We start from the raw sequence: 22,207 nt of genomic DNA on the forward strand, positions 1-22,207 counted from the left end.
AGGAGAGGATAGTCTTGGCAGGACATTCAAAGTGGAAAAATATCCAGCGGAGAAAGAATGCACAGGATGCGAAGCGTGGAAAAGTTTTCATGAAGCTTGCAAAGGAGATTTTTGTAGCTACGAAAAATGGTGGAGGCGATCCGGAAACAAATCCATCATTAAGGCTTGCGATTGATAAAGCGAAATCCTCGAATATGCCGAATGAAAATATTGAACGTGCTATTAAGAAAGCCGCAGGCGATTTAGATGGCGTGCGGTATGAGAATGTAACCTATGAAGGTTACGGACCAGGTGGTGCCGCGGTTATGGTGCAGCTACTAACCGATAATAAAAATCGAGCAGCAGCCGACATTCGTCATGCGTTTAGTAAGAACAATGGGAACATGGGTGAAAATGGGTGCGTTTCCTTTATGTTCAATCGGAAAGGGTTGCTTGTTATTGAGCGTTTAGAAAATGAGAGCGATGAAGAGGAGCTACTGCTTCAAGTGATTGAAGTTGGGGGAGAGGAAATGATAACGAATGAGGACTCCTTTGAAATCTATACAAGTCCAGAAGAGTTTCAGGAAGTAAAAGATGGACTCGAGAAAAGCGGCCTTCAATTTTCTTCAGCTGAGGTGACGATGGTTCCAGAAACTTACGCTCCACTTGAAGATAGCGATGGTTTAAAAATGCTGAAGCTGATTGACATGCTTGAGTATAATGATGATGTACAGGAAGTGTATCATAATGCAGAAATAAGCGATCATGTTTATGATCAAATTTAAGCTGAATAGTTATCCATAAGTAGGTTACGCTAACAAAATAAACTTCTTTAATATGGAAGAAAGGGGATAAAGGCGTGATGAAAAACGTTTATCTGATCCTCTGTTTAGCGCTTTTCTTAACTTATGGAGAAGCTTCTGGATTAGCTTACGAAGGATTGCAGCAATCGGAAAAGGTTACCCGGTCGCAAATTAGTGTGAACGCCCCTCTTGAAGTTGAAGTCATTCTAAGAACAAATTACGCGGATGGCATATCTGTAGACCAAACGGTTTATGAAACCATCTGGGCAATGGAAGACTTCTGGAGTCAGTATATGGACTGGCAACTCGTGGATCAAGAAGAGGGTCGAATGATTTTCGAGAAAAATATTGAGGATATCTCTCCTGCTAGTAAGGAGAACGGGTACTTCGGATTAACTAAGGATGGAATCATAACAATCTTCGATGGAAACCCTTCAGATAAGAAAGTCATTCAAACATTTTTTCAAATTGACGTTGGAAGATTAGAAAGCAAAAGACGCGATCAGCTCATGGACGGGATTCCTGTTGAATCCTGGTATCAGTTCGAGGATATGCTTCAATCGTTTTATAAAGTGAAAACAGCGCAACCTGTCCGATAGGACAGGTTTTTTGTGTATTGTTCAAGTGCGAGAGGGGTCAGGTCAGTGCCTGGCCCCACCGCTCCACGACTCGCAGAAACTCCGATATTTCACTCTTTCATAGGAACACAAAAGCGTGTTCCCATTCAAGAATTCCAATATCTCCGTTTCCAAACGCTCGTCTACGCTTTTCGTTAACCCTGTGGTAGAATGGAGAGATAGAAATACACGTTCGTATGTACAGGGGAGAGAGAAGCTTTGATTGAATATGTTAAAGGTACGGTTGAGTATATTGATACAGAGTATATCGTAGTTGAGTCAAATGCGATTGGGTATAAAATCTATTGTGGAAACGCTTTTGCGTTTCAGAAATACCGAAATCAATCGATTCAGATTTTCACGCATCATTATGTAAGAGAAGATCTGATTGCACTTTACGGTTTTCCGACACGGGAAGAGCGTCTTTTGTTTGAAAAATTGTTGAACGTTTCTGGGATTGGTCCTAAGGGGGCGCTTGCAATCCTGGCGACTGGTGAACCTGATAAGGTAGTCAGTGCGATTGAAATGGAAGATGAGAAGTTTCTAACAAAGTTTCCTGGCGTTGGTAAGAAAACAGCGCGGCAGATAATTCTTGATTTGAAAGGGAAATTAAAAGGTTTTGGCGCTTCTGAAGTAGGACTTTTTGCTGTGGAGGAAACGCAAGCAGAAGGTGTTCATGAGCTTAGCGAAGCGATAGAAGCCCTGAAAGCACTCGGATATGCTGAGCGTGAAATTAAGAAAATCAAGCCACAGCTTGATGCTGAGGTTCTTACCACAGATCAATATATTAAAAAGGCACTTCAGCTTATGCTGAAGCAATAAGGAGGGAGCAACGTGGAAGATCGAATTCTATCAGGTGAGCAGCTCAGCGATGACTCTTCCGTAGAATATAGCCTCCGTCCTCAGCGTTTAAGTCAGTACATCGGACAGGAAAAGGTTAAGCGTAACCTTGAAGTTTTTATTGAAGCAGCCAAAATGCGAAATGAGCCACTGGATCATGTGCTTCTTTACGGTCCTCCTGGTCTTGGAAAAACAACCCTTTCTGCCATTATCGCAAATGAAATGGAAGTCAATCTTAGAACAACGTCAGGTCCCGCCATTGAACGTCCGGGTGATCTTGCGGCCATCCTGACAGCACTAGAACCAGGCGATGTCCTTTTTATTGATGAGATTCATCGCTTGCCGAGGAGTGTAGAAGAAGTTCTATATCCTGCGATGGAAGATTATTGTCTTGATATTGTGATTGGGAAGGGGGAGACGGCTCGCTCTGTGAGACTGGACCTTCCTCCATTTACATTGATTGGTGCTACAACACGGGCCGGTCTGTTAACAGCCCCTCTAAGAGATCGCTTTGGCGTTCTCAGTAGACTCGAATACTATCTTGAAGATGAGTTGCAGATGATTCTAATGCGAACAGCAGATATATTTGAAGTTGAGATGGAACAAGCGGCAGCAGTAGAACTTGCGAGAAGGTCTCGGGGAACACCGCGAATTGCGAACCGATTACTTAAAAGAGTAAGAGACTTTGCTCAAGTAAAAGGGGATGGCATTATTTCACTTGAACTTGCCTCACAGGCTTTAGAAATGATGCAGGTCGATCCTCTAGGTCTGGATCACATTGATCATAAGCTTCTCCTTTCTATTATTGAAAAGTTTCGCGGCGGCCCGGTGGGTGTTGATACGATTGCCGCTACAATTGGGGAAGAAAGTCATACCATCGAAGACGTGTATGAACCGTATCTTCTTCAAATCGGTTTTTTACAGCGTACGCCACGTGGTAGAATGGTTACTCATCTCGTTTATGATCATTTTGGTATGGAGGTGCCTGATTAACGATGGGCATATCCAAGCTATTTATTGTCCTTGGAATTGCATTTCTCCTTATAGGAATTCTCTGGTCCTTTATTGGGAAATTGCCAGGAGATATTGTTATTAAGAAAGGAAACACAACGTTTTTCTTTCCAATCGTTACATCTATTGTCGTAAGCATACTGCTTACCTTATTCTTTTTTATCATCGGTAAATTCCGATAGAGTGAAATTTTCTCTATCCATGTAAGCTGTGGTAAAATCATAAAAGTTGATATACTTGAAGAACAGTGGTGAATAAAATGAACGTAAATGATTTTGATTTTGAACTTCCAGAACGTTTGATTGCTCAAACGCCGTTAAAAGAACGTACAAAGTCCCGTTTGATGGTACTTGATCCGCAGAATGAGAAGATGGAACACCGGGAATTTTCCAATCTCGAAGACTACATAGAGCCAGGGGATTGTCTTGTTCTGAATGATACAAGAGTGATGCCAGCAAGACTTTATGGAATGAAGGAAGAAACAGGAGCTAAAATTGAAGTGCTTCTTCTGAAACAGTTAGAAGAAGACGAGTGGGAAACGCTAGTGAAGCCTGCGAAACGCGTGAAACCAGGTACGGTTATTACGTTTGGCGATGGCAGGCTTACTGCTGTGTGTAAGGAGTCGCTTGAGCATGGTGGACGTGTTCTTGAATTCCAATATGATGGGGTTTTCTATGAAGTGCTTGACCAGCTGGGGGAGATGCCATTACCACCCTATATTACAGAAACGCTTGATGATCAGGAGCGGTATCAGACGGTGTTTGCAAAGCACCGTGGTTCCGCTGCTGCGCCAACAGCTGGCCTTCACTTTACAGAAGAAATGCTGCAGCGCTTAGAAGATAAAGACGTTCATGTAGCCTTTATTACGTTGCATGTAGGTCTTGGCACATTCCGACCGGTGTCAGTAGATAACATTCTTGAGCACGAAATGCATGGAGAGTTTTATCAACTTACAAAAGGAACGGCTGAGCTATTAAATCGAGTGAGGGAAGAGGGCGGACGAATTATTTCGGTCGGCACCACTTCAACCCGCACACTTGAAACGGTTGCGTCAGCACATGAAGGTCAGTTTGAAGAAGCTTCTGGATGGACAGATATTTTTATTTACCCGGGTTACACCTTTCAAGCAATCGATGGACTGATTACAAATTTCCACTTGCCTCAGTCAACATTGATCATGCTCGTAAGTGCCCTTGCGGGAAGAGAGTTTATCATTTCCGCTTATCGTACTGCTGTTGAAGAAGAATATCGCTTCTTCAGTTTTGGTGATGCGATGTTGATCTTGGAAGGGAGTTTAAAAGCATGACAGATCCAATTCGCTATGAATTAATTAAAACGTGTAAGCAAAGCGGAGCACGTCTCGGTAAGCTACACACCCCGCATGGCACGTTTGAAACGCCGATGTTTATGCCTGTCGGAACGCTTGCGACAGTTAAAACGATGAGTCCTGAAGAGTTAAAAGAAATGGGCGCAGGCGTGATTTTAAGTAATACGTATCATCTCTGGCTTCGGCCGGGTCACGATATTGTAAAAGAGGCAGGCGGACTTCACAAATTTATGAATTGGGATCAGCCGATTTTAACTGATTCAGGTGGCTTCCAGGTATTTAGTTTAAGTGACCTCAGACAAATTGAAGAGAAAGGGGTTCACTTCCGAAATCATCTTAGTGGAGAGAAGCTGTTCCTTTCTCCTGAAGGCGCAATGGAAATTCAAAACGCTCTTGGTTCTGATATCATGATGGCATTTGATGAATGCCCGCCATATCCTGCTGAATTTGATTATATGAAGAGCTCTGTAGAACGTACAAGCCGCTGGGCGGAACGATGTCTGACTGCTCATGAACGTAAGGATGTCCAGGGATTGTTCGGTATTGTGCAAGGTGGAGAGTATGAAGAGTTAAGAAAACAAAGTGCACAGGATCTTGTTTCGTTAGATTTTCCAGGTTATGCGGTTGGTGGTCTTTCGGTTGGTGAACCGAAAGATGTCATGAACCGTGTGCTAGAATTTACTACGCCACATCTTCCAAGCCAGAAGCCTCGTTACTTAATGGGGGTTGGTTCTCCAGATTCATTGATTGATGGTGCCATTCGCGGAATTGACATGTTTGACTGTGTACTGCCAACGCGTATTGCACGGAATGGAACACTTATGACAAGCAACGGTCGTCTTGTTGTGAGAAATGCAAAGTTTGCCCGTGATTTTCGACCGCTTGATGAAAATTGTGATTGCCATGTGTGCCGTAATTATTCAAGAGCATATATCCGACATTTAGTTAAAGCCAACGAAACATTCGGCTTCAGATTAACGACTTACCATAATCTCTATTTTCTGTTAAACTTGATGAAGCAAGTTAGGCAGGCGATTATGGATGATCGTCTCCTGGACTTTAAGGATGAGTTTTTTGAACAGTATGGTTTTAATAAGCCGAACGCAAAAAACTTTTAATCCATAGATTTGTTTTTTGCTGGAAAGGGGTGAAATGAGTATGGGTTCTACGTTAATGAATTTAATTCCGCTTCTTTTAATGTTTGCGATTTTTTATTTCCTTTTGATCCGACCGCAACAGAAGCGTCAAAAGAAAACGAAAGAGATGCAAGCAAACCTTGAAAAAGGTAATAAAGTTGTTACCATCGGTGGTATGCACGGAATTATTGATGCAATGGATGAAGGTACAATCACAATCCGCACAACTGACGGTACAAAGATGGTGTTTGACCGAGCGGCAATTCGCGAATCAATCACTGAATATAGCAAGTAAAGTAAGACATGCAAAAGGCGTCCTCAGTTTGAGGGCGCTCTTTTATTAGCCTTCTCGATGATTTCCACCTTTTACGTTAACTCCAATAATCCCACCAAGTACACAAACGGCACCATAGCCAGCGTGATAGAGAAGCTGTTCAAGATTCAAACTGATCCGATAGCCAAGGTATTGAATCAAAAATAGAAGGAGGACATACAAACAGGCTGTACCAGCACCAAGCATCCACCCCCGTTCTCCGCCTTTACCACCCGAAATAAATCCTCCTACAAAGAAGGCGACAACAGAACCGACAATGACAAATGGACTAATACCCTGTTCTGAAACGGAAGTAAACCGAAGAATAAGTGAGAAAAGTACACCTGTCGCTAGAACGATAACGACGATTGCGAGTAAACCTGATCCCATACTTGAGAGTGCATGTTTAGACCTCATCGAACTCCCCCTTATTATGAATGGTTTGTACATTCTATTCATTCAAGATCGAAATAGAAGTCCAATCATGATTTCGGACAGCCCGTCATACGATGTTAGAAACAGGACAGGGAAGGGGCAGCAGGGATTGGAAATGATCATCGCACTCACCATATTTGTTCTTGCATATGTTGGCATCATTACAGAAAAAATAAATCGAGCCCTTGTTGCCTGCGGTGGCGGGTTACTCATGCTGCTCTCTGGAATAACAACTACAAATTCAGCCTTCACGAACCACGTTGACTGGAACACTATCGCTCTTCTATTTTCAATGATGATCCTTGTATCCATTACAAGCCAGAACGGTATTTTTGAGTATATTGCCATTAAACTTGCTCAGCAGGTACACGGAAAGCCTCTGCCGCTACTAGCTGTTATTGGAACGCTAACCGCTTTAGGATCTGCCCTCCTTGATAACGTTACAACAGTGCTACTTCTCGTCCCGGTCACCTTAACGCTTACTAGGATTTTGAAAGTCACGAGCCTCCCATTTCTCGTAGTGGTTATTCTATCCTCTAATATTGGTGGCACAGCTACGCTAATCGGAGATCCTCCGAATATCATGATTGGTCAGGCGGTAGACCATCTTGATTTTAATGATTTTCTATATAATCTTGCCCCAATTGTTGTCATCATTTATGGCATTACAATAGCTGGTCTTGTCTTCTTCTACCGGAAAAGTCTTACTGTAAATGATCGGCATCGAGAAGCACTGTTACTATTGAATGCTGAAGACTATTTGAGAAGGGGTCCACTTCTTTATAAGTCTTTAATCGTACTTCTTATGACAATTGCAGGGTTCCTTTTACATCCTATTCTCCATACAGAGCTGACCAACATCGCTATGGCAGGCGCAGTTCTTCTTTTATTATTGACACAGAATGAGCATAAAATCGAGGAAGTGTTTGAATCAATTGAATGGGTGACACTGTTCTTCTTCATCGGACTATTTATTTTAATCGGAGGATTGGAAGAGGTAGGTATAATAGATGAAATCGCAAGAGGAATATTACTATATACGGATGGAGATATGCCAAAAACATCACTGGTCATTTTATGGGGTGCGGGCTTTCTATCTGCATTTCTGGATAATATTCCATTCGTTGCGGCAATGATTCCTGTGATAACAGAGTTTTCAGGATACGGCATGACAAACCTTGATCCGCTCTGGTGGTCACTTGCTCTTGGTTCGTGCCTTGGTGGGAACGGAACGCTGATCGGTGCATCTGCTAACGTCGTTGTAGCGGGCCTGGCATTAAAGGAAAAGCAGGAAGTGCGCTTTATTGAATTTATGAAGATTGGTATCCCTATTGTTTGTTTATCTCTCATCATCAGTACCATCTACATATACTTTCGTTATTTACTTCCCTATTACTAGAGGGAGTCTTTTTTTGTCTATTTCCAACACCTTCCATCATGCTCATCCATTCTCATGGTCACACTAAGCAAAAGAAGGATGAAGGGAGGGCTCGGAAATGGAATATATGACAATAATTTCACGGACACTCGTTCTTTATTTTGTCATCATCATTGTGTTTCGAATTATGGGGAAGCGAGAAATTGGTCAGCTAAGCATCCTGGATTTTGTGGTATCCATTATGATAGCGGAGCTTGCGGTGATGTCAATTGAAGACCCAAAGACGCCGATGTTAAATACGATTATCCCAATGAGCATTCTCGTGATGATTCAAATCCTAATGGCTTTTATCTCACTGAAAAGCGAGAAAGTGAGAGAGATTGTTGATGGGAAACCTTCTGTCTTAATTGATCGAGGCAAAATAGATGAGACTGAAATGAAGAAACAGAGGTATAACTTTGATGATCTGCTCGTTCAGCTGAGGGAAAACAACATTGCGTCAGTCTCCGATGTGGAATTTGCTATACTTGAGCCCTCTGGAAAGCTATCCGTTATTAAAAAAGAAAATGATAACAAGAATAACGATCCTCAAACGCTCATGCCTCTACCTCTCATTCTTGATGGGAAAGTACAGGAGGAACATCTTGAGCGTATTGGTAAGACGGCGTTATGGCTTCGTCAGGAGTTGAGGAAAGTTGGACATAAAGATATTAAACGCATCTCCTTTTGTTCCCTTCATCGAAACGGCAGCTTCTTTATTGATTTGAAAAACGAGAAAAAGTAACCGTTATGGTTACTTTTTCTGAATGCTTTTATTTCCAGATCGTCAGTATGCGGATCAATGAACAAATTTCCCTATAACAGGAAGTCTTCTGAGATCATTACGGTTAATAAGTCCCAGTAGCAAAAGTAAGATCGCATAGACCACCGAAGTAAATGCGATTGCTAACGTCGTACCAATAATATCAGAGGATGAACTTGTCAATGTCTGATAGAAAAGGTGCCCTGCAAAAGCAGCGAGAATGATGATGATCACCCCTTTTAATAAGTCGCTAACAACAATTGAAAAGCCAATCGCTTTAACTAGCGTAGCGAAATGAAGAAGGGTCACGAGTAGTATGCCGATCACAATCGCAAGTGCTGCTCCCATAATGCCAAGCTCTGGTCTTGTGGCAAGTAAGAAAATGGCCAGAAGTTTTACAACTGCTCCAATAAAGCTGTTAATCATAGCTGCTTTTGCTAAATCAAGTGCTTGAAGAGCGGCTGCGAGTGGCCCCTGGAAATAGTAAAAGAAAAAGAAAGGGGCCATGACCTGGACATAGATCGCCACGTGTGGAGCGTTGTACATGATGTCCATTAGAGGAACTGCAAAAATATATGTCACAACTACTGAGAGTCCTCCCACGACCATCGAAAGACGAATGGCCTGACTTAAGCGATGCTGGATTTGCTTGTACTGCTTTTGGGCATGTGCTTCACTAATGGCCGGAACCAGGGAAACCTGTAGCGAGTATGTGATAAATGTTGGAAGGAAGAGTAGCGGAATCGCTAGTCCCGATAAATGTCCATATTGCTTGGTAGCGAGAGTAGTGGCCACACCTGCTACAGCTAAACTTCTTGCGACCATAATGGGTTCGAAAAAATAAGCAATAGATCCAATTAATTGACTTCCAGTTGTTGGCAATGAAATTTTCATTAAATCGTTAAATGTTTTTCTGCCACCTTTTAAATAATGAAAGAAATCGCTACGGATTTTGATTCGTTTCTTCATTTTGAACATTGAAAACATGTAGAGAAGGGAAGCGAGTTCACCAAGTACGACTGAGATCATTGCGCCTGCTGCAGCATATTCTACGCCATAAGGTAGAAAAGCACCAGTTAAAAGCGCAACGAGACAGATGCGGACAATTTGTTCGATGACTTGAGAATAGGCAGATGGACGCATGTTCTGAAGCCCTTGAAAATAGCCTCTTAAAACGGAGGATAAAGCCACGATGGACACAACAGGGGCAATGGCAATTAAAGGATAGAAGGTACGTTCATCGGTAAAGAACACATTTGATAAAATCGGTGCAGCTAGCACCATCACTGTGGTGAATATGATGCTCAATACGGTAGTGATTGAAAGGGAAACGATCAGAATACGTTTGATTTTTTGTCTATCCCCTTCCGCATCTGCCTCCGCAACCATTTTAGAAATAGCGACAGGAAGTCCGAGACGTGTTAGGGTGATGGTTAAGATTAATGTTGGGACGGCCATCATGTATAGACCAACACCTTCTTCACCCATGATACGGAACATCACAATTCGATTAATGAATCCAAGGATTTTCGTAATTAAGCCAGCAAGAATGAGAAAGAGCGTCCCTCTTAAAAAGGTTTGCTTTGACATATTTACCCTACTTTCCATCCAGAGTACACCTTCAAAATTGTAGAAAAGTCTAGATATTTTTTATCACTATGTATATGCTTATTAGGGGACAAAGCATGACAGGCATATAGGAGTGTTTCTATGAAAGAAGAGATTAAACATTTTGTGGTAGATAACCTTGGTTTTCTTCCACAGGAAGCGGTCGTTGTTATTGTATCTGCCCTTCCAATATTGGAGTTGCGAGGTGGATTGCCACTGGCATATACCTTTGATTTTCCTTTCCTTAAGGCTTTTCTTTTAAGCTTGTTGGGGAATGCATTGCCAATCATCCCATTGCTGTTGCTTTTTCAACCGCTCAGTAACTGGTTAATGCGATTTAAATGGTACAATCGTTTCTATGATTGGCTCTATCAAAGAACGCTTAGCAAAAGTAAGAATGTAGATAAATATGGAGCGATCGGCCTCATTCTATTTACGGCTGTGCCACTTCCAACGACAGGTGCATACAGCGCATGTGTTGCTGCTGCGCTTTTTGCTATTCGATTTAAATACGCCTTTCTATCGATCCTTACCGGTGTCATTATTGCTGGACTCGGGGTTGGCGCGGCGATTTATTCAATTTTCTAAAAGAGGAGACGTTAGGATGGAAGAGTGGAAGAAGGAAGTTTATCCTGCCCTTGAAAGCAAGCAGGACGAATTTCATTTTTTGGGATACAATGGGGCAAGCATGGATGAGATCTGGGATTGTCTCCTTGCACGTCTGAAACGAAACAAAGATTTAGAGGAAATCCAATTGCACCGTCTTGTTAATGAGATTATGAGGCTTTCTGTTAATGAATATATGAATTGGCTGACGATACACGCCTATAAAGGAACTGATATGTTCAGTAAGCAGCAGGACGCTTAGACTGAAATTGACAGAAAAATTCATATTTCTGTATAATAAGTAGTATTGTGTCATTTCAACGTACATAAGAATGAATGCCAGGGGTTTAGAGAGGAGTTTTTGTTCCATGGTAAAAAAAGGCCGTATTGTAGCGTTCTTTTTGATCGTCCTTTTACTTGGTGGATTGATCGGAACAACGGTTATGGGTGTAACAAAGGACATCAAGCTCGGTCTTGACTTGCAGGGCGGATTTGAAGTTCTTTATGAAGTGAAGCCAGCTGACGAAGGCCAGGAGATCAGTCAGGATCTGTTAAACAGTACAGTGAGTGCACTGTATAAACGTATTAACGTTCTCGGTGTATCTGAGCCGCGAATCACAATCGAAGGAGACGATCGCATTCGCGTCCAGCTCGCTGGCGTTAAAGATCAGAACCAGGCGCGTGAGCTTCTATCCACACAGGCAGAGCTCACGTTTAGAACTACTGATGATGAAGAGAAAATGAGTGGCGCTGACTTGAAGGAAGGCGCAGCAAAGGTTGTATTTGATAATAACCAACCTGTTGTTCAGGTAACGCTTAAAAATCCTGAGCAATTTGCGAATATTACCCGAGAATTAAGTCAATTACCACCACCAGACAATCGTCTTGTGATCTGGCTTGATTATGAAGAAGGGGATTCCTATAAAGAGGAAATCACAAAACCTGCGGATGAACAGAAGTTCATTTCGGATCCTGCTGTAAACAAGGTACTGTCACAAAATACCGTTGTAATTTCTGGACCTCCGTTTCAGCTAGAAGAAGCAGAAAACTTAAAAGAGCTATTAAACGCAGGTTCTCTTCCTGTTCAACTTGAAGAAATTTATTCAACATCTGTTGGTGCTCAATTTGGTGAACAGTCGCTAGATAAAACGGTAATCGCAGGATTTATTGGTATCGGCTTGATTTTCTTATTTATGTTGTTTTACTACCGATTACCAGGCGTTATTGCGGTTATCACCCTTAGCGTTTATATTTACCTCATCCTTGTTGTATTTAACTGGATGAATGCAGTCCTTACCCTACCTGGTATCGCTGCTCTAATTCTTGGTGTAGGGATGGCTGTTGATGCAAATATCATCACATATGAGCGGATTAAAGAAGAAATTCGTTCAGGTAAGTCAGTGATATCCGCATTTAAAGCCGGAGGAAGACGTTCATTTACAACGATTTTCGATGCTAATATTACAACCCTAATTGCAGCAGGAGTTCTTTTTGCTTATGGGACTAGCTCAGTTAAAGGATTTGCGGTAATGCTGATTACAAGTATTGTTGTTAGCTTTTTGACTGCTGTTTGGGGTTCACGAATTCTTCTCGGACTGTGGGTCAAGAGCAGGGCTTTAAATAAGAAGCCTGGATTTTTTGGCGTGAAGGAGAGTGAAATCGATGAGCTCTAAAGTGAGAGATATCACGTTTGACTTTGTTAAACATCGGAATAAGTTCTTTGCGATTTCGCTTGCGCTAATCGTTCTTGGTGGACTGGCTATTGCGATCTTTGGTTTGAATCTTGGGATTGATTTTTCAAGTGGTTCACGTGTGGACATTCAATCAGACAGTAAGTTAACCGTGGAAGAAGTGACCGATGAATTTGACGGACTTGGGTTTGAACCAGAGTCAGTGACGCTCGCAGGTGGCGGAGATATTGCGGTAGCGGCGTTCAAAAATGAACTTGAACAGAATGAAGTAGCAGAAATCAAAACTCACTTTACAGATTTATACGGTACTGAACCAAGTATTAGCACCGTATCACCTGATGTAGCAGTAGACCTTGCTAAAAATGCCTTTATTGCGGTCGCAATTGCTTCAGTTGGGATTATCCTATATGTTGCCCTTCGGTTTGAGTGGTTGCAGGGATTTGCTGCTATTGTTGCATTATTTCACGATGCATTCTTTATTATTGCAGTATTCAGCATCTTGCAAATCGAAGTGAATATTACATTCATTGCTGCGGTGCTCACAATTGTTGGTTACTCCATTAACGATACCATCGTAACGTTTGACCGTATCCGAGAGAACATGAAGTTTGAGAAGAAAGTGAAAACGTTTGAAGATGTTGCACGTGTTGTAAATAAAAGCCTTGTTCAGACGCTTGCCCGTTCAATTAATACCGTACTGACAGTTGTATTTGCGGCCCTTGCACTAACCATTTTTGGTGGAGAAGCTATCCGTCCATTTGCTATTGCGCTGTTGATCGGTCTTGTTGCCGGAACGTATTCTTCTCTCTTTATTGCCTCTCAGTTATGGGCAGTTTGGAAAGGGAAACAATTAAAAAAGAAGAAATTCACGCCTGTTGAAAGTGAAGTATAAAGTGTGCGTTCCACAAGAAAGCTAAGGTGGATGAAATGAGATAAAAGCCATGGCCACGCCATGGCTTTTACATGTCTATATCCTTGATTTAGATACCTGAATATGGGAGAAGCTATAATGAACTGGAATGGTATGAGGTGAAAGAGATGAACAAAGAAGAACGATTTCGAAAAGCTGAAATTGCCGCAATTATAGGGATATTAGGCAATATTGCGCTTGCGGTCTTAAAGGGTGTTCTCGGTTCGATCGCGAATAGTCGGGCTTTAATTGCTGATGCAGCACACTCTGCTTCAGATGTTGCCGGATCTTTCGCTGTTTTTGTTGGGCTTCGAGCTGCCAAACTTCCACCTGATAAAGATCACCCTTATGGTCATGGAAAAGCTGAATCGATCGCAGCGATTATTGTAGCTGTGCTACTGCTCCTCGTAGGGGTTGAAATTGGTATTAGTTCAGGTAAGGCGCTTTTTGAACCCATTGAAGCTCCAGGGACTCTTGCTCTTTATGGTGCGCTTATTTCCATCATTACAAAAGAAGTCATGTTTCAATATAAGTATCGTTTGGGTAAAAAGATTAAGAGTGATGCATTAATTGTTAATGCCTATGAACACCGTTCAGATGTGTATTCTTCTATAGCAGTTTTAATCGGAATTGCAGGTGCTATCCTCGGGAGTAAATTCAATTTGCCCTGGCTCGTTTACGCAGATCCAGTAGCGGGCATCTTTGTTTCAATCCTCATTGCTCAAATGGCAGTCAAACTGGGATTTGAATCGATCCATACGACACTTGATCATGTATTGCATGAAGAAGATACGCTAGTGTACAAAGAAGTGATTAAAAGCATGCCTGGCGTCGTAAACCTTGATGAGTTCTTTGCGAGAGAGCACGGCCACTATGTTATTATTGATATTAAACTAGGTGTCGATCCAGATATGACGGTAAGAGAAGGACATGACATCGGGAAGTCTGTAAAAGAACGGTTGCTAGAAGAGGAAGAAGTACACGATGTACTTGTCCATATTAATCCCTATGAACCAAAGAGCATAAAAAAAAGTTAATGAAATAAAGTATTTGAAGAAGGGGAGGTAGATGTGAATGAAAGGACAGTGGGGACTTGTAGTTGCTCTTACTTTTGCACTTATTATTGCAGTCTTTTCCGTAGTGAACGTTGACCCGGTACAAGTAAACTATGTATTCGGTACATCAGATTGGCCGCTTGTACTCGTTATATTAGGATCAGTATTAATGGGTGCTATTCTTGTACTTGGGTTTGGTATGGTGAAATATTACAGGTTGAAAAGAGAGCTCAAAGCTCTGAAGAAGGAAAATGTAAAGCTTCAAACCACTACAACTGAACCGGAAGTTGTTACTCCGGTAGATACAACTGAAGCTTCTGAAGAAAAAACAGTTTCTGAAACTGGAAAATAGACAAAGTAAGAAACCCCGAAGATGATGACCGGGGTTTTTTTAATGGGCTATGATAATTATTGTTCAGACCAGGATATATACTACGATATTTTCTCTCGCCTATTAATACTGCGAATGTTATATCTATTAAACGGAAAGAGATTCCTCCTTCTAAACTATAGTCAAAAATGTTTAAACTATATATAATGAACAGGTTAAGAGGTGATTCGATGTTAAGATCTAAAACACGATGGAGAGTTGCTGAATCTGATGAAACAAGCATCGATCGGCTCCAGAGTGAACTGGGAGTTTCCCGACTAGCTTCCTCGCTGTTAGTAAATCGAGGAATTACTGAAAAGGAAGAAGCACGCAAATTTTTATATAAGGAAAACCTCTCCTATCATGATCCATTTCTAATGGACGGAATGAGAGAGTCTGTTGATCGGATTAAACAGGCGATAACGAATAATGAGAGCATTTTGATTTTCGGTGACTACGATGCGGATGGTGTTAGTAGTACGACAGTGCTCGTATATACATTAAAAGAACTTGGTGCAACATTTGATTACTACATCCCTAATCGTTTTACGGAAGGGTATGGACCAAATGAAGCAGCTTTTCGTCAGGCGAAGGAAGAGGGATATCAGCTAATTGTCACTGTAGATACCGGTATTTCGGGTGTTCATGAAGCGGAAGTGGCAAAAGAAATAGGTATTGATCTTATTATTACTGACCATCATGAGCCACCACCAGTTTTGCCGGACGCCTTTGCTACAATCAACCCGAAGAAACCAGGCTGTGGGTATCCCTTTAAAGGACTGGCAGGCGTTGGTGTTGCATTTAAGCTTGCACAGGCACTCCTTGAACGCATTCCAGGGCATTTGCTAGAAATTGCCGCAATGGGTACAATTGCTGATCTTGTGCCCCTTCAGGATGAGAATCGTTTAATTGCCAGTGAAGGCATTCGTGCATTGCAGAATTCAACGAAGCCGGGGATTAAAGCACTTCTAGAAGTCTGCGGATTGAAAGGACAGGAGCTGAACGAAGAGCACCTGGGCTTTGGAATCGGTCCGCGTCTAAACGCAGCTGGGCGACTTGATAGCGCAGATCCGGCAGTAGAACTTCTCACAACCGATGACTCTGAACTTGCAGAACAACTAGCAACTGACATAGATGCACTGAACAAAACCCGTCAGGAACTTGTGAATACAATGTCACAGGAAGCGATTGAAGAGGTAGAATCAAAATACCTCTCTGATGAAAACAATCGTGTCCTTATTATTGCTAAAGAGAGTTGGAATGCAGGTGTGATCGGGATTGTTGCTTCAAGACTCGTTGAAAAATATTATCGACCTACGATAGTGATGAGTATTGACCGTGAGAAAGGGGTTGCTAAAGGTTCTGCTCGAAGTATTGAAGCTTTTGATATGTTTGCCAACCTTTCTGAATGTAGAGACATTCTTCCTAACTTCGGTGGTCATCCAATGGCAGCTGGTATGACAATTGACCTTGATTATCTTGAAAGTCTCCGTTCAAGATTGAATGAGCAGGCATTAGAGAAGTTAACGGAAGAAGACTTAACTCCACTTACAAAAGTGGATTTGCACTGTCGTGTTGAAGATGTAACTCTTGAAACAATTGAAGAGATGAATCTATTGGCTCCATTTGGTGTTAGTAATCCTAAACCAATTGTTATGTTAAAAGAAGTTAATCTTTCCCAAATCAGAAGAATTGGTAGCAAAGACAATCATTTGAAGGTAGCACTTGAAGAGAATGGCTCTACTCTTGATGGTGTTGGTTTTCATTTTGGCTATGCGTTTGAGGAGATTGCGTCAAGGGCTGCAGTCAGTGTGATTGGCCAGCTTTCAGTTAACGAATGGAATGGACTGCGCAAACCGCAAATTTTTGTGAAAGATATTGCTGTTAATGAGTGGCAGCTCTTTGACTATCGAGGCATCCGAGACTTGAAAAAACGACTCGAGGGACTTCTGCTCAACAAGCTTATAATGGTCTCCTTTCAGAAGAATACAGTTAGTAAGCTTAAGCTTGAAAATTGGCAGGAATATATTATAAGCCCACCTTTCCAGGGTCAAAACCTTGCATTCCAAAACAAATATGTCATGCTACTGGATCTTCCAGATTTAGAAGAAGATTTAATTGAGCTATTTCGATTCGGTGGTTTGCCTGATCGGACGTATGCCGTTTTTGAACATGAAGAAGATCATTTCTTTTCAACCTTACCATCACGAGAAGATTTTAAATGGTATTATGCATTTTTAATGAAACGAGAGAGCTTTCACTTAAGAGACGCTGAAAGGCTTGCTAAGCATAAAGGGTGGTCGAAAGAAACGGTTCACTTTATGTCAGAGGTGTTTTTTGAGTTGAATTTTGTTACAATGGATGATGGACTGATTTCTCTGAATTCACAATCTGTAAAAAGTGAATTAACTTCTTCTAAAACTTATAGGAGTAAGCTAGAACAGGCAAAACTTGAAAATGATTTTTGCTATTCCTCCTATCATGCTTTGAAAAGTTGGTTCGATCAATCAGTTAACTGTGTCAATAGCACTGAGGAGGCCATAAAGTAAATGAATTATAAAGATTATATTGCAGTAGTTGAAGACTATCCGAAAGAGGGAATTCGTTTTAAAGATATTACTCCTCTTATGCAAAACGGAGAAGCTTATAGCGCTGTCGTTAATGACATTGCGGACTTCGCAAAAGATAAAAACATCGATGTTATTGTTGGACCAGAAGCGAGAGGGTTTATCGTAGGATGTCCTGTTGCTTACATTCTCGGTATTGGTTTTGTACCTGTACGTAAAGAAGGAAAGCTTCCGCGTGAAGTTGCAAAAGTAGACTACGGTCTTGAATACGGGAAAGATGTCCTTACCATTCATAAGGACGCTATTAAGCCGGGACAAAGAGTGTTAATCACTGACGACCTGCTTGCAACTGGAGGAACGATCAACGCAACGATCGAATTAGTTGAAATGCTTGGTGGTGTGGTAGTTGGTCTTGCCTTCATGATTGAACTTTCCTATCTCGAAGGACGCAAAAACCTTGACCGTCATGATATTTTCACATTAATGACATACTAATAGAATGGAGTGTCCGAATTGCCGGACGCTCTTTCTCTTTATGAATGCTTATCCAGTGCTTACAAGTTAGGGAAAACGACATTTTTTTCATAATCTCTTTACATGCTGACTTTTTTTAACGATAATAGAACCAATATACCAACAGTAATCAAGGTGATTTGATGACCATAGAAGAAGTAATGGAAAGAGCGGAGCAGTATTTGTCTTCGGACGATCTCTCCTATCTTAATAGAGCTTATGAATACGCGCGAAACGCACATGAAGGCCAGTACCGCAAATCGGGTGAACCCTATATTATTCATCCAATTGAGGTTGCTGGCATTCTTGCTAATCTTGAAGTGGACCCAGTCACTGTCGCAGGGGGTTTTCTTCATGATGTCGTCGAAGACACTGATGTGACGCTCGAACAAATATCTGATGAATTCAGTCCTGAACTTGCCATGCTCGTTGATGGTGTAACAAAACTGAAGAAAATCAAATATAAATCGAAGCGTGAACAGCAGGCCGAGAACCATCGGAAGATGATGATTGCCATGGCACAGGATATCAGATGCATTTTAATCAAGCTTGCTGACCGTCTTCATAATATGCGTACACTCAAGCATATGCCGAAGGAAAAGCAGCTTCAAAAGGCGAATGAGACGCTTGAAATCTTTGCCCCGCTTGCTCATCGTCTCGGTATTTCAACGATTAAGTGGGAGTTAGAGGACACGGCACTTCGCTATTTAAACCCGCAGCAGTATTACCGGATCGTAAATCTGATGCAGAAGAAGCGAGCAGAACGTGAAGGATTTGTTCATGAAGTCGTGGATGAAATTCAAGAGCGTGTTAAAGATGTTTCGATCGATGCAGAAATTTCTGGACGCCCAAAGCATATTTACAGTATTTATCGTAAAATGGCTAAGCAGCATAAGCAGTTCAATGAAATTTATGACTTGCTTGCCGTGCGGATCGTCGTTGACAGTATTAAGGATTGTTATGCTGTTTTGGGTATTATTCACACCTGCTGGAAGCCGATGCCGGGTCGTTTTAAAGATTATATTGCAATGCCAAAAGCAAATATGTACCAGTCTCTTCATACGACGGTTATTGGACCAAAAGGTGACCCGCTTGAGGTTCAAATTAGAACGTCTGATATGCACAAAGTAGCTGAATACGGAATTGCCGCTCACTGGGCTTATAAAGAGGGCGACGAGAATATGGTTAATAGCTCTTTTGAGAAGAAACTTTCCTGGTTCAGACAAATTCTTGAGTGGCAGAATGACGTTTCTAATGCCGAAGAGTTTATGGAGTCTCTCAAAATCGATTTATTCAGCGATATGGTATTTGTTTTTACTCCTAAAGGTGATGTCATTGAGCTGCCTACTGGTTCAGTACCACTTGATTTTGCTTATCGCATTCATACAGAAATCGGAAATCATTGTATTGGTGCGAAAGTGAATGGAAAAATGGTTCCGCTGGATCATCGATTGAAAACAGGTGATATCGTCGAAGTTTTAACGTCCAAACATTCCTATGGCCCGAGTAAAGATTGGCTCAAAATTAGTCAGAGTTCTCATGCCAAAAACAAGATCAAGCAATGGTTTAAGAAAGAAAAACGCGAAGAGAATGTTGATAAAGGCAGAGAGCTTGTTGAGAAAGAAATTAAAAGTCATGGCTTTGAGTTAAAGGCAGTCTTAACAGCAGATAACATTGCTAATGTTTCGAAGAAATTCAATTTCACAAGTGAAGAGGACATGTATGCAGCCGTGGGATATGGCGGCATTACAGCTGCACAAATTGCGACAAGATTGACTGATAAGGCCAGGAAAGAACGGACGAAAGAACAGGAAGAAGAACTAGCCAGATCAATTATTGAAGGAAAAACGCATACGCCATCTCGTGCTCCAAAAAGAGCGGAGTCTGGAGTCCGTGTGAAGGGCATTGATAATCTGTTGATTCGACTTTCAAGGTGCTGTAATCCTGTTCCAGGGGATGATATAGTTGGATACATCACAAAAGGCCGTGGTGTTTCAATTCACAGGAAAGATTGCCCGAATGTGAATGAGGAGAATGCACAGGAGCGTCTACTTGAAGTAGAATGGGAAAGCGATTCCCCTAAGAATTACAATGTTGACATTGAGATCAGTGGCTTTGACCGCAGAGGCCTGTTAAACGAAGTACTTCAGGCCGTGGCAGAAACCAAAACCGATATGACGTCCGTATCAGGGCGATCTGATAATAATAAAATGGCAACAATTAGCATGACCGTCTCGATTCGTAATACAGCTCATTTACAAAAAGTAGTTGAACGAGTAAAACGAATTCCTGACATTTATGCTGTTCGCAGAATTATGCAGTAGAGTAGAAAGGAAGTTCTTCATGAGAGTCGTTGTACAGCGATCAAAACAGGCGTCTGTTACCGTGGAGGGTGATGTAACCGGAAGGATTAAATCTGGTCTTGTGGTGCTTCTAGGCGTAACACATGAAGACACAGAAAAGGATGCAACCTATCTTGCTGACAAAATAGCCAACCTTCGTATATTCGAGGATGAAAACGAGAAAATGAACCATTCTGTCAAGGAAGCTGGAGGTGACATTCTTTCAATTTCACAGTTCACTCTATACGGGGATTGCCGTAAAGGGAGACGCCCCAACTTTATGAAGGCAGCTAAGCCTTATGAAGCGAACGTGTTATATGAGAAATTTAATGCGTCTTTGCAGGATCAAGGTCTTAGAGTCCAGACAGGTGTCTTTGGAGCCATGATGGATGTTCAGCTAACAAATGACGGACCTGTTACTCTTGTAATTGATAGCAGGGAATAGTGTAGGAAAAAGCCGCGGTGGAATGAACCGGGCTTTTTTTTGCATTAGTTTAAATAGGCAAGAATTCCATTAGAGATTTCAGTAGTAATTTTGGCCTGATAATCGATACGGTTTACGAGCTGTTCTTCCCATGGGTTAGATAAAAAGCCAAGTTCATGTAATATAGAAGGCTGATCGTTATTTCGTAGTACATAATAATTCCCAACGCGAATGCCACGGTCCTGTAAAGACGTTTCATTTCCAATTTCCCTGTGGATAGATGATGCTAGAGATAGATCACTCGGATCGTAATAATAAGTCGTCGCGCCGTTCGCAGTAGGGTCTACGGTGCTATTAAAATGAATACTAACAAATGCATCTGCTTGATACCGTTCAGGGAGATGAGTTCTCTCCGATAAAGAGATATACGTATCACTGTCTCTCGTTGTGATAACGCGGACGCCAGCATTTTTGAGCTTCTCTGCTATGGCGTCCGATGTTCGAAGCGTAAGAATTTTTTCAAAAGTAGAGATACCAAGTGCCCCGCTATCATGGCCGCCATGACCGGCATCCAGAACGACGGTTTTCCCAGTTCGTAATGGTGGCAGGATAGATAGATTAGAAGCAGTAGAAACAACCCAATCAGCTACATATGCAGTAGAGCCATCACGTAGAAGGATTCGATACCATTTACCTTCTTTACCAATTATTTTGAAGCGCTTCTTAATAGGTGCCTGGGATATAACGTTATAGCTTGTGCCAGGACCGCTTCGTAAATTGGTTGCCTGATAAAGAATCGTGACATAGGCTGATCCGCCGCCTGATTTGTCTGTTCCACGTATATACTTGCTGTCCACCCAACCTGCTTTTCCATTATGATAACTAATAAGGCTCCAGCCGTTCTTTTTCTCCATTTCTTTAACAATTGAGCCTGATGGGAGCTGAGCAAGGATTAGATTCTCTGTCCCGGGAAATTCGCGGACATTTAGTATGTTCGCTTGAACTTCTTTTGTGTGGAGATGAGTCGCCGTACTGGTTGGGGCATTGGTTTTCGTTACAAGCCAGGAGGATCCTGTGTCACCGTTATATTCAAGTGCAATCCAGTCCCGCTCCTTTCCTGTTTATGGTCCAGTGCTTACCTGGATTAATGCTTCCGAGTACGCTGAAATTGCTACCTGGACCTGAACGAACATGAAGGTCAGTCACTGTAGCTTCAATCGAAGCCAAATCATCATCTATGTTGGATGAGATAGTGGTAATATTGGCTTTCTTCTCAGCGAGTGTTTTTGTAGGAATTCCGACTATCAAAATAAATAACAGAATAACGATGGTTTTTTTCAATTTGAAACTCCTCTCGAATTCTCATGGTGTTCATCAAGTTATACAAGATAATTTCTTTATCGGCTGAAAAGAATCCTTCGTTTAGTTGTAAAACGTTCTCTTTTTGGAAAAGCTAGAAAAACAGTTCATATAAAAGAGG

At 41.8% G+C, this 22,207-nt stretch carries 22 protein-coding genes and 1 pseudogene; 19 read left to right on the plus strand and 4 right to left on the minus strand.

All coding sequences use genetic code 11. From position 1 onward, the window contains the following. Positions 1-14: 14 nt before the first annotated feature. The 8 genes from ABFG93_RS18210 (at position 15) to yajC (ending at position 6,008) form a co-directional block, all read left to right on the plus strand. Positions 15-764, plus strand: a complete 750-nt coding sequence (locus ABFG93_RS18210; RefSeq protein ID WP_347549439.1) for a YebC/PmpR family DNA-binding transcriptional regulator — start codon at positions 15-17, stop codon at positions 762-764. Positions 765-841: 77 nt separating this feature from the next. Further along, complete coding sequence (locus tag ABFG93_RS18215) at positions 842-1,381, plus strand: BofC C-terminal domain-containing protein (RefSeq protein ID WP_347549440.1); 540 nt, start codon at positions 842-844, stop codon at positions 1,379-1,381. 237 nt (positions 1,382-1,618) lie between these two features. Then, positions 1,619-2,221: a Holliday junction branch migration protein RuvA gene (ruvA, locus tag ABFG93_RS18220; RefSeq protein ID WP_347549441.1), complete on the plus strand. Its 603-nt coding sequence runs from the start codon at positions 1,619-1,621 to the stop codon at positions 2,219-2,221. Positions 2,222-2,233: 12 nt separating this feature from the next. Next, on the plus strand, positions 2,234-3,232 hold the full coding sequence (ruvB, locus tag ABFG93_RS18225; protein WP_347549442.1) for a Holliday junction branch migration DNA helicase RuvB: 999 nt from the start codon (positions 2,234-2,236) through the stop codon (positions 3,230-3,232). 2 nt (positions 3,233-3,234) lie between these two features. After that, complete coding sequence (locus ABFG93_RS18230; RefSeq protein WP_347549443.1) at positions 3,235-3,432, plus strand: DUF2905 domain-containing protein; 198 nt, start codon at positions 3,235-3,237, stop codon at positions 3,430-3,432. A gap of 77 nt (positions 3,433-3,509) precedes the next feature. After that, a complete protein-coding gene (queA, locus tag ABFG93_RS18235) occupies positions 3,510-4,556 on the plus strand; it encodes a tRNA preQ1(34) S-adenosylmethionine ribosyltransferase-isomerase QueA (RefSeq protein WP_347549444.1) in 1,047 nt (348 codons plus the stop codon). Then, positions 4,553-5,695, plus strand: a complete 1,143-nt coding sequence (tgt, locus tag ABFG93_RS18240; protein ID WP_347549445.1) for a tRNA guanosine(34) transglycosylase Tgt — start codon at positions 4,553-4,555, stop codon at positions 5,693-5,695. The genes queA and tgt overlap by 4 nt, the downstream gene beginning before the upstream one ends. 40 nt (positions 5,696-5,735) lie before the next feature. Then, positions 5,736-6,008 (plus strand): preprotein translocase subunit YajC, encoded by a 273-nt coding sequence (gene yajC, locus ABFG93_RS18245; protein ID WP_347549446.1) that lies wholly within the window; start codon positions 5,736-5,738, stop codon positions 6,006-6,008. 45 nt (positions 6,009-6,053) lie between these two features. Here yajC and ABFG93_RS18250 read toward each other — a convergent pair whose 3' ends face one another. Continuing rightward, positions 6,054-6,443 (minus strand): TIGR04086 family membrane protein, encoded by a 390-nt coding sequence (locus ABFG93_RS18250; RefSeq protein WP_347549447.1) that lies wholly within the window; start codon positions 6,441-6,443, stop codon positions 6,054-6,056. 133 nt (positions 6,444-6,576) lie between these two features. Here ABFG93_RS18250 and ABFG93_RS18255 point away from each other — a divergent pair, with 133 nt between their 5' ends. Both ABFG93_RS18255 and ABFG93_RS18260 read left to right on the plus strand, forming a co-directional pair. Continuing rightward, positions 6,577-7,860: an ArsB/NhaD family transporter gene (locus ABFG93_RS18255; protein ID WP_347552886.1), complete on the plus strand. Its 1,284-nt coding sequence runs from the start codon at positions 6,577-6,579 to the stop codon at positions 7,858-7,860. A gap of 97 nt (positions 7,861-7,957) precedes the next feature. Next, complete coding sequence (locus tag ABFG93_RS18260) at positions 7,958-8,623, plus strand: DUF421 domain-containing protein (RefSeq protein ID WP_347549448.1); 666 nt, start codon at positions 7,958-7,960, stop codon at positions 8,621-8,623. 54 nt (positions 8,624-8,677) lie between these two features. On the opposite strand, the gene spoVB is transcribed toward ABFG93_RS18260, so the two are convergent. Then, complete coding sequence (gene spoVB / locus ABFG93_RS18265; RefSeq protein WP_347552887.1) at positions 8,678-10,231, minus strand: stage V sporulation protein B; 1,554 nt, start codon at positions 10,229-10,231, stop codon at positions 8,678-8,680. 120 nt (positions 10,232-10,351) lie between these two features. Here spoVB and ABFG93_RS18270 point away from each other — a divergent pair, with 120 nt between their 5' ends. From ABFG93_RS18270 to dtd, 9 genes and pseudogenes are all read left to right on the plus strand, one after another. Next, the gene (locus tag ABFG93_RS18270) at positions 10,352-10,837 is read left to right on the plus strand and encodes a COG2426 family protein (protein WP_347549449.1); all 486 of its coding nucleotides are present in this window, start codon (positions 10,352-10,354) and stop codon (positions 10,835-10,837) included. A 16-nt stretch (positions 10,838-10,853) separates the two neighbouring features. After that, entirely contained in the window at positions 10,854-11,117 is a 264-nt protein-coding gene (locus ABFG93_RS18275; RefSeq protein WP_347549450.1) for a post-transcriptional regulator, read from the plus strand. Between the two features lie 106 nt (positions 11,118-11,223). Continuing rightward, positions 11,224-13,438, plus strand: a pseudogene (gene secDF / locus ABFG93_RS18280) (protein translocase subunit SecDF). Between the two features lie 146 nt (positions 13,439-13,584). Next, positions 13,585-14,493 carry a cation diffusion facilitator family transporter gene (locus ABFG93_RS18285; RefSeq protein WP_347549451.1) on the plus strand — a complete coding sequence of 303 codons (909 nt, stop codon included), beginning with the start codon at positions 13,585-13,587 and terminating at the stop codon, positions 14,491-14,493. A gap of 37 nt (positions 14,494-14,530) precedes the next feature. Further along, complete coding sequence (locus tag ABFG93_RS18290; protein WP_347549452.1) at positions 14,531-14,863, plus strand: LapA family protein; 333 nt, start codon at positions 14,531-14,533, stop codon at positions 14,861-14,863. Between the two features lie 209 nt (positions 14,864-15,072). Beyond that, positions 15,073-17,430 (plus strand): single-stranded-DNA-specific exonuclease RecJ, encoded by a 2,358-nt coding sequence (gene recJ / locus ABFG93_RS18295; protein ID WP_347549454.1) that lies wholly within the window; start codon positions 15,073-15,075, stop codon positions 17,428-17,430. After that, positions 17,431-17,943 (plus strand): adenine phosphoribosyltransferase, encoded by a 513-nt coding sequence (locus tag ABFG93_RS18300; RefSeq protein WP_347549455.1) that lies wholly within the window; start codon positions 17,431-17,433, stop codon positions 17,941-17,943. Positions 17,944-18,122: 179 nt separating this feature from the next. Further along, a complete protein-coding gene (locus ABFG93_RS18305) occupies positions 18,123-20,285 on the plus strand; it encodes a RelA/SpoT family protein (protein ID WP_431522100.1) in 2,163 nt (720 codons plus the stop codon). 19 nt (positions 20,286-20,304) lie between these two features. Then, positions 20,305-20,748, plus strand: a complete 444-nt coding sequence (dtd, locus tag ABFG93_RS18310) for a D-aminoacyl-tRNA deacylase (protein ID WP_347549457.1) — start codon at positions 20,305-20,307, stop codon at positions 20,746-20,748. 44 nt (positions 20,749-20,792) lie between these two features. Here dtd and ABFG93_RS18315 read toward each other — a convergent pair whose 3' ends face one another. Next, the gene (locus ABFG93_RS18315; RefSeq protein ID WP_347552888.1) at positions 20,793-21,827 is read right to left on the minus strand and encodes an N-acetylmuramoyl-L-alanine amidase; all 1,035 of its coding nucleotides are present in this window, start codon (positions 21,825-21,827) and stop codon (positions 20,793-20,795) included. After that, complete coding sequence (locus ABFG93_RS18320) at positions 21,817-22,068, minus strand: hypothetical protein (RefSeq protein WP_347549458.1); 252 nt, start codon at positions 22,066-22,068, stop codon at positions 21,817-21,819. The genes ABFG93_RS18315 and ABFG93_RS18320 overlap by 11 nt, the downstream gene beginning before the upstream one ends. Positions 22,069-22,207 lie beyond the last annotated feature (139 nt).

Origin of the sequence: Pseudalkalibacillus hwajinpoensis (assembly GCF_039851965.1) — a bacterium.
GTDB classification, from domain to species: Bacteria; Bacillota; Bacilli; order Bacillales; family Guptibacillaceae; genus Guptibacillus; species Guptibacillus hwajinpoensis_E.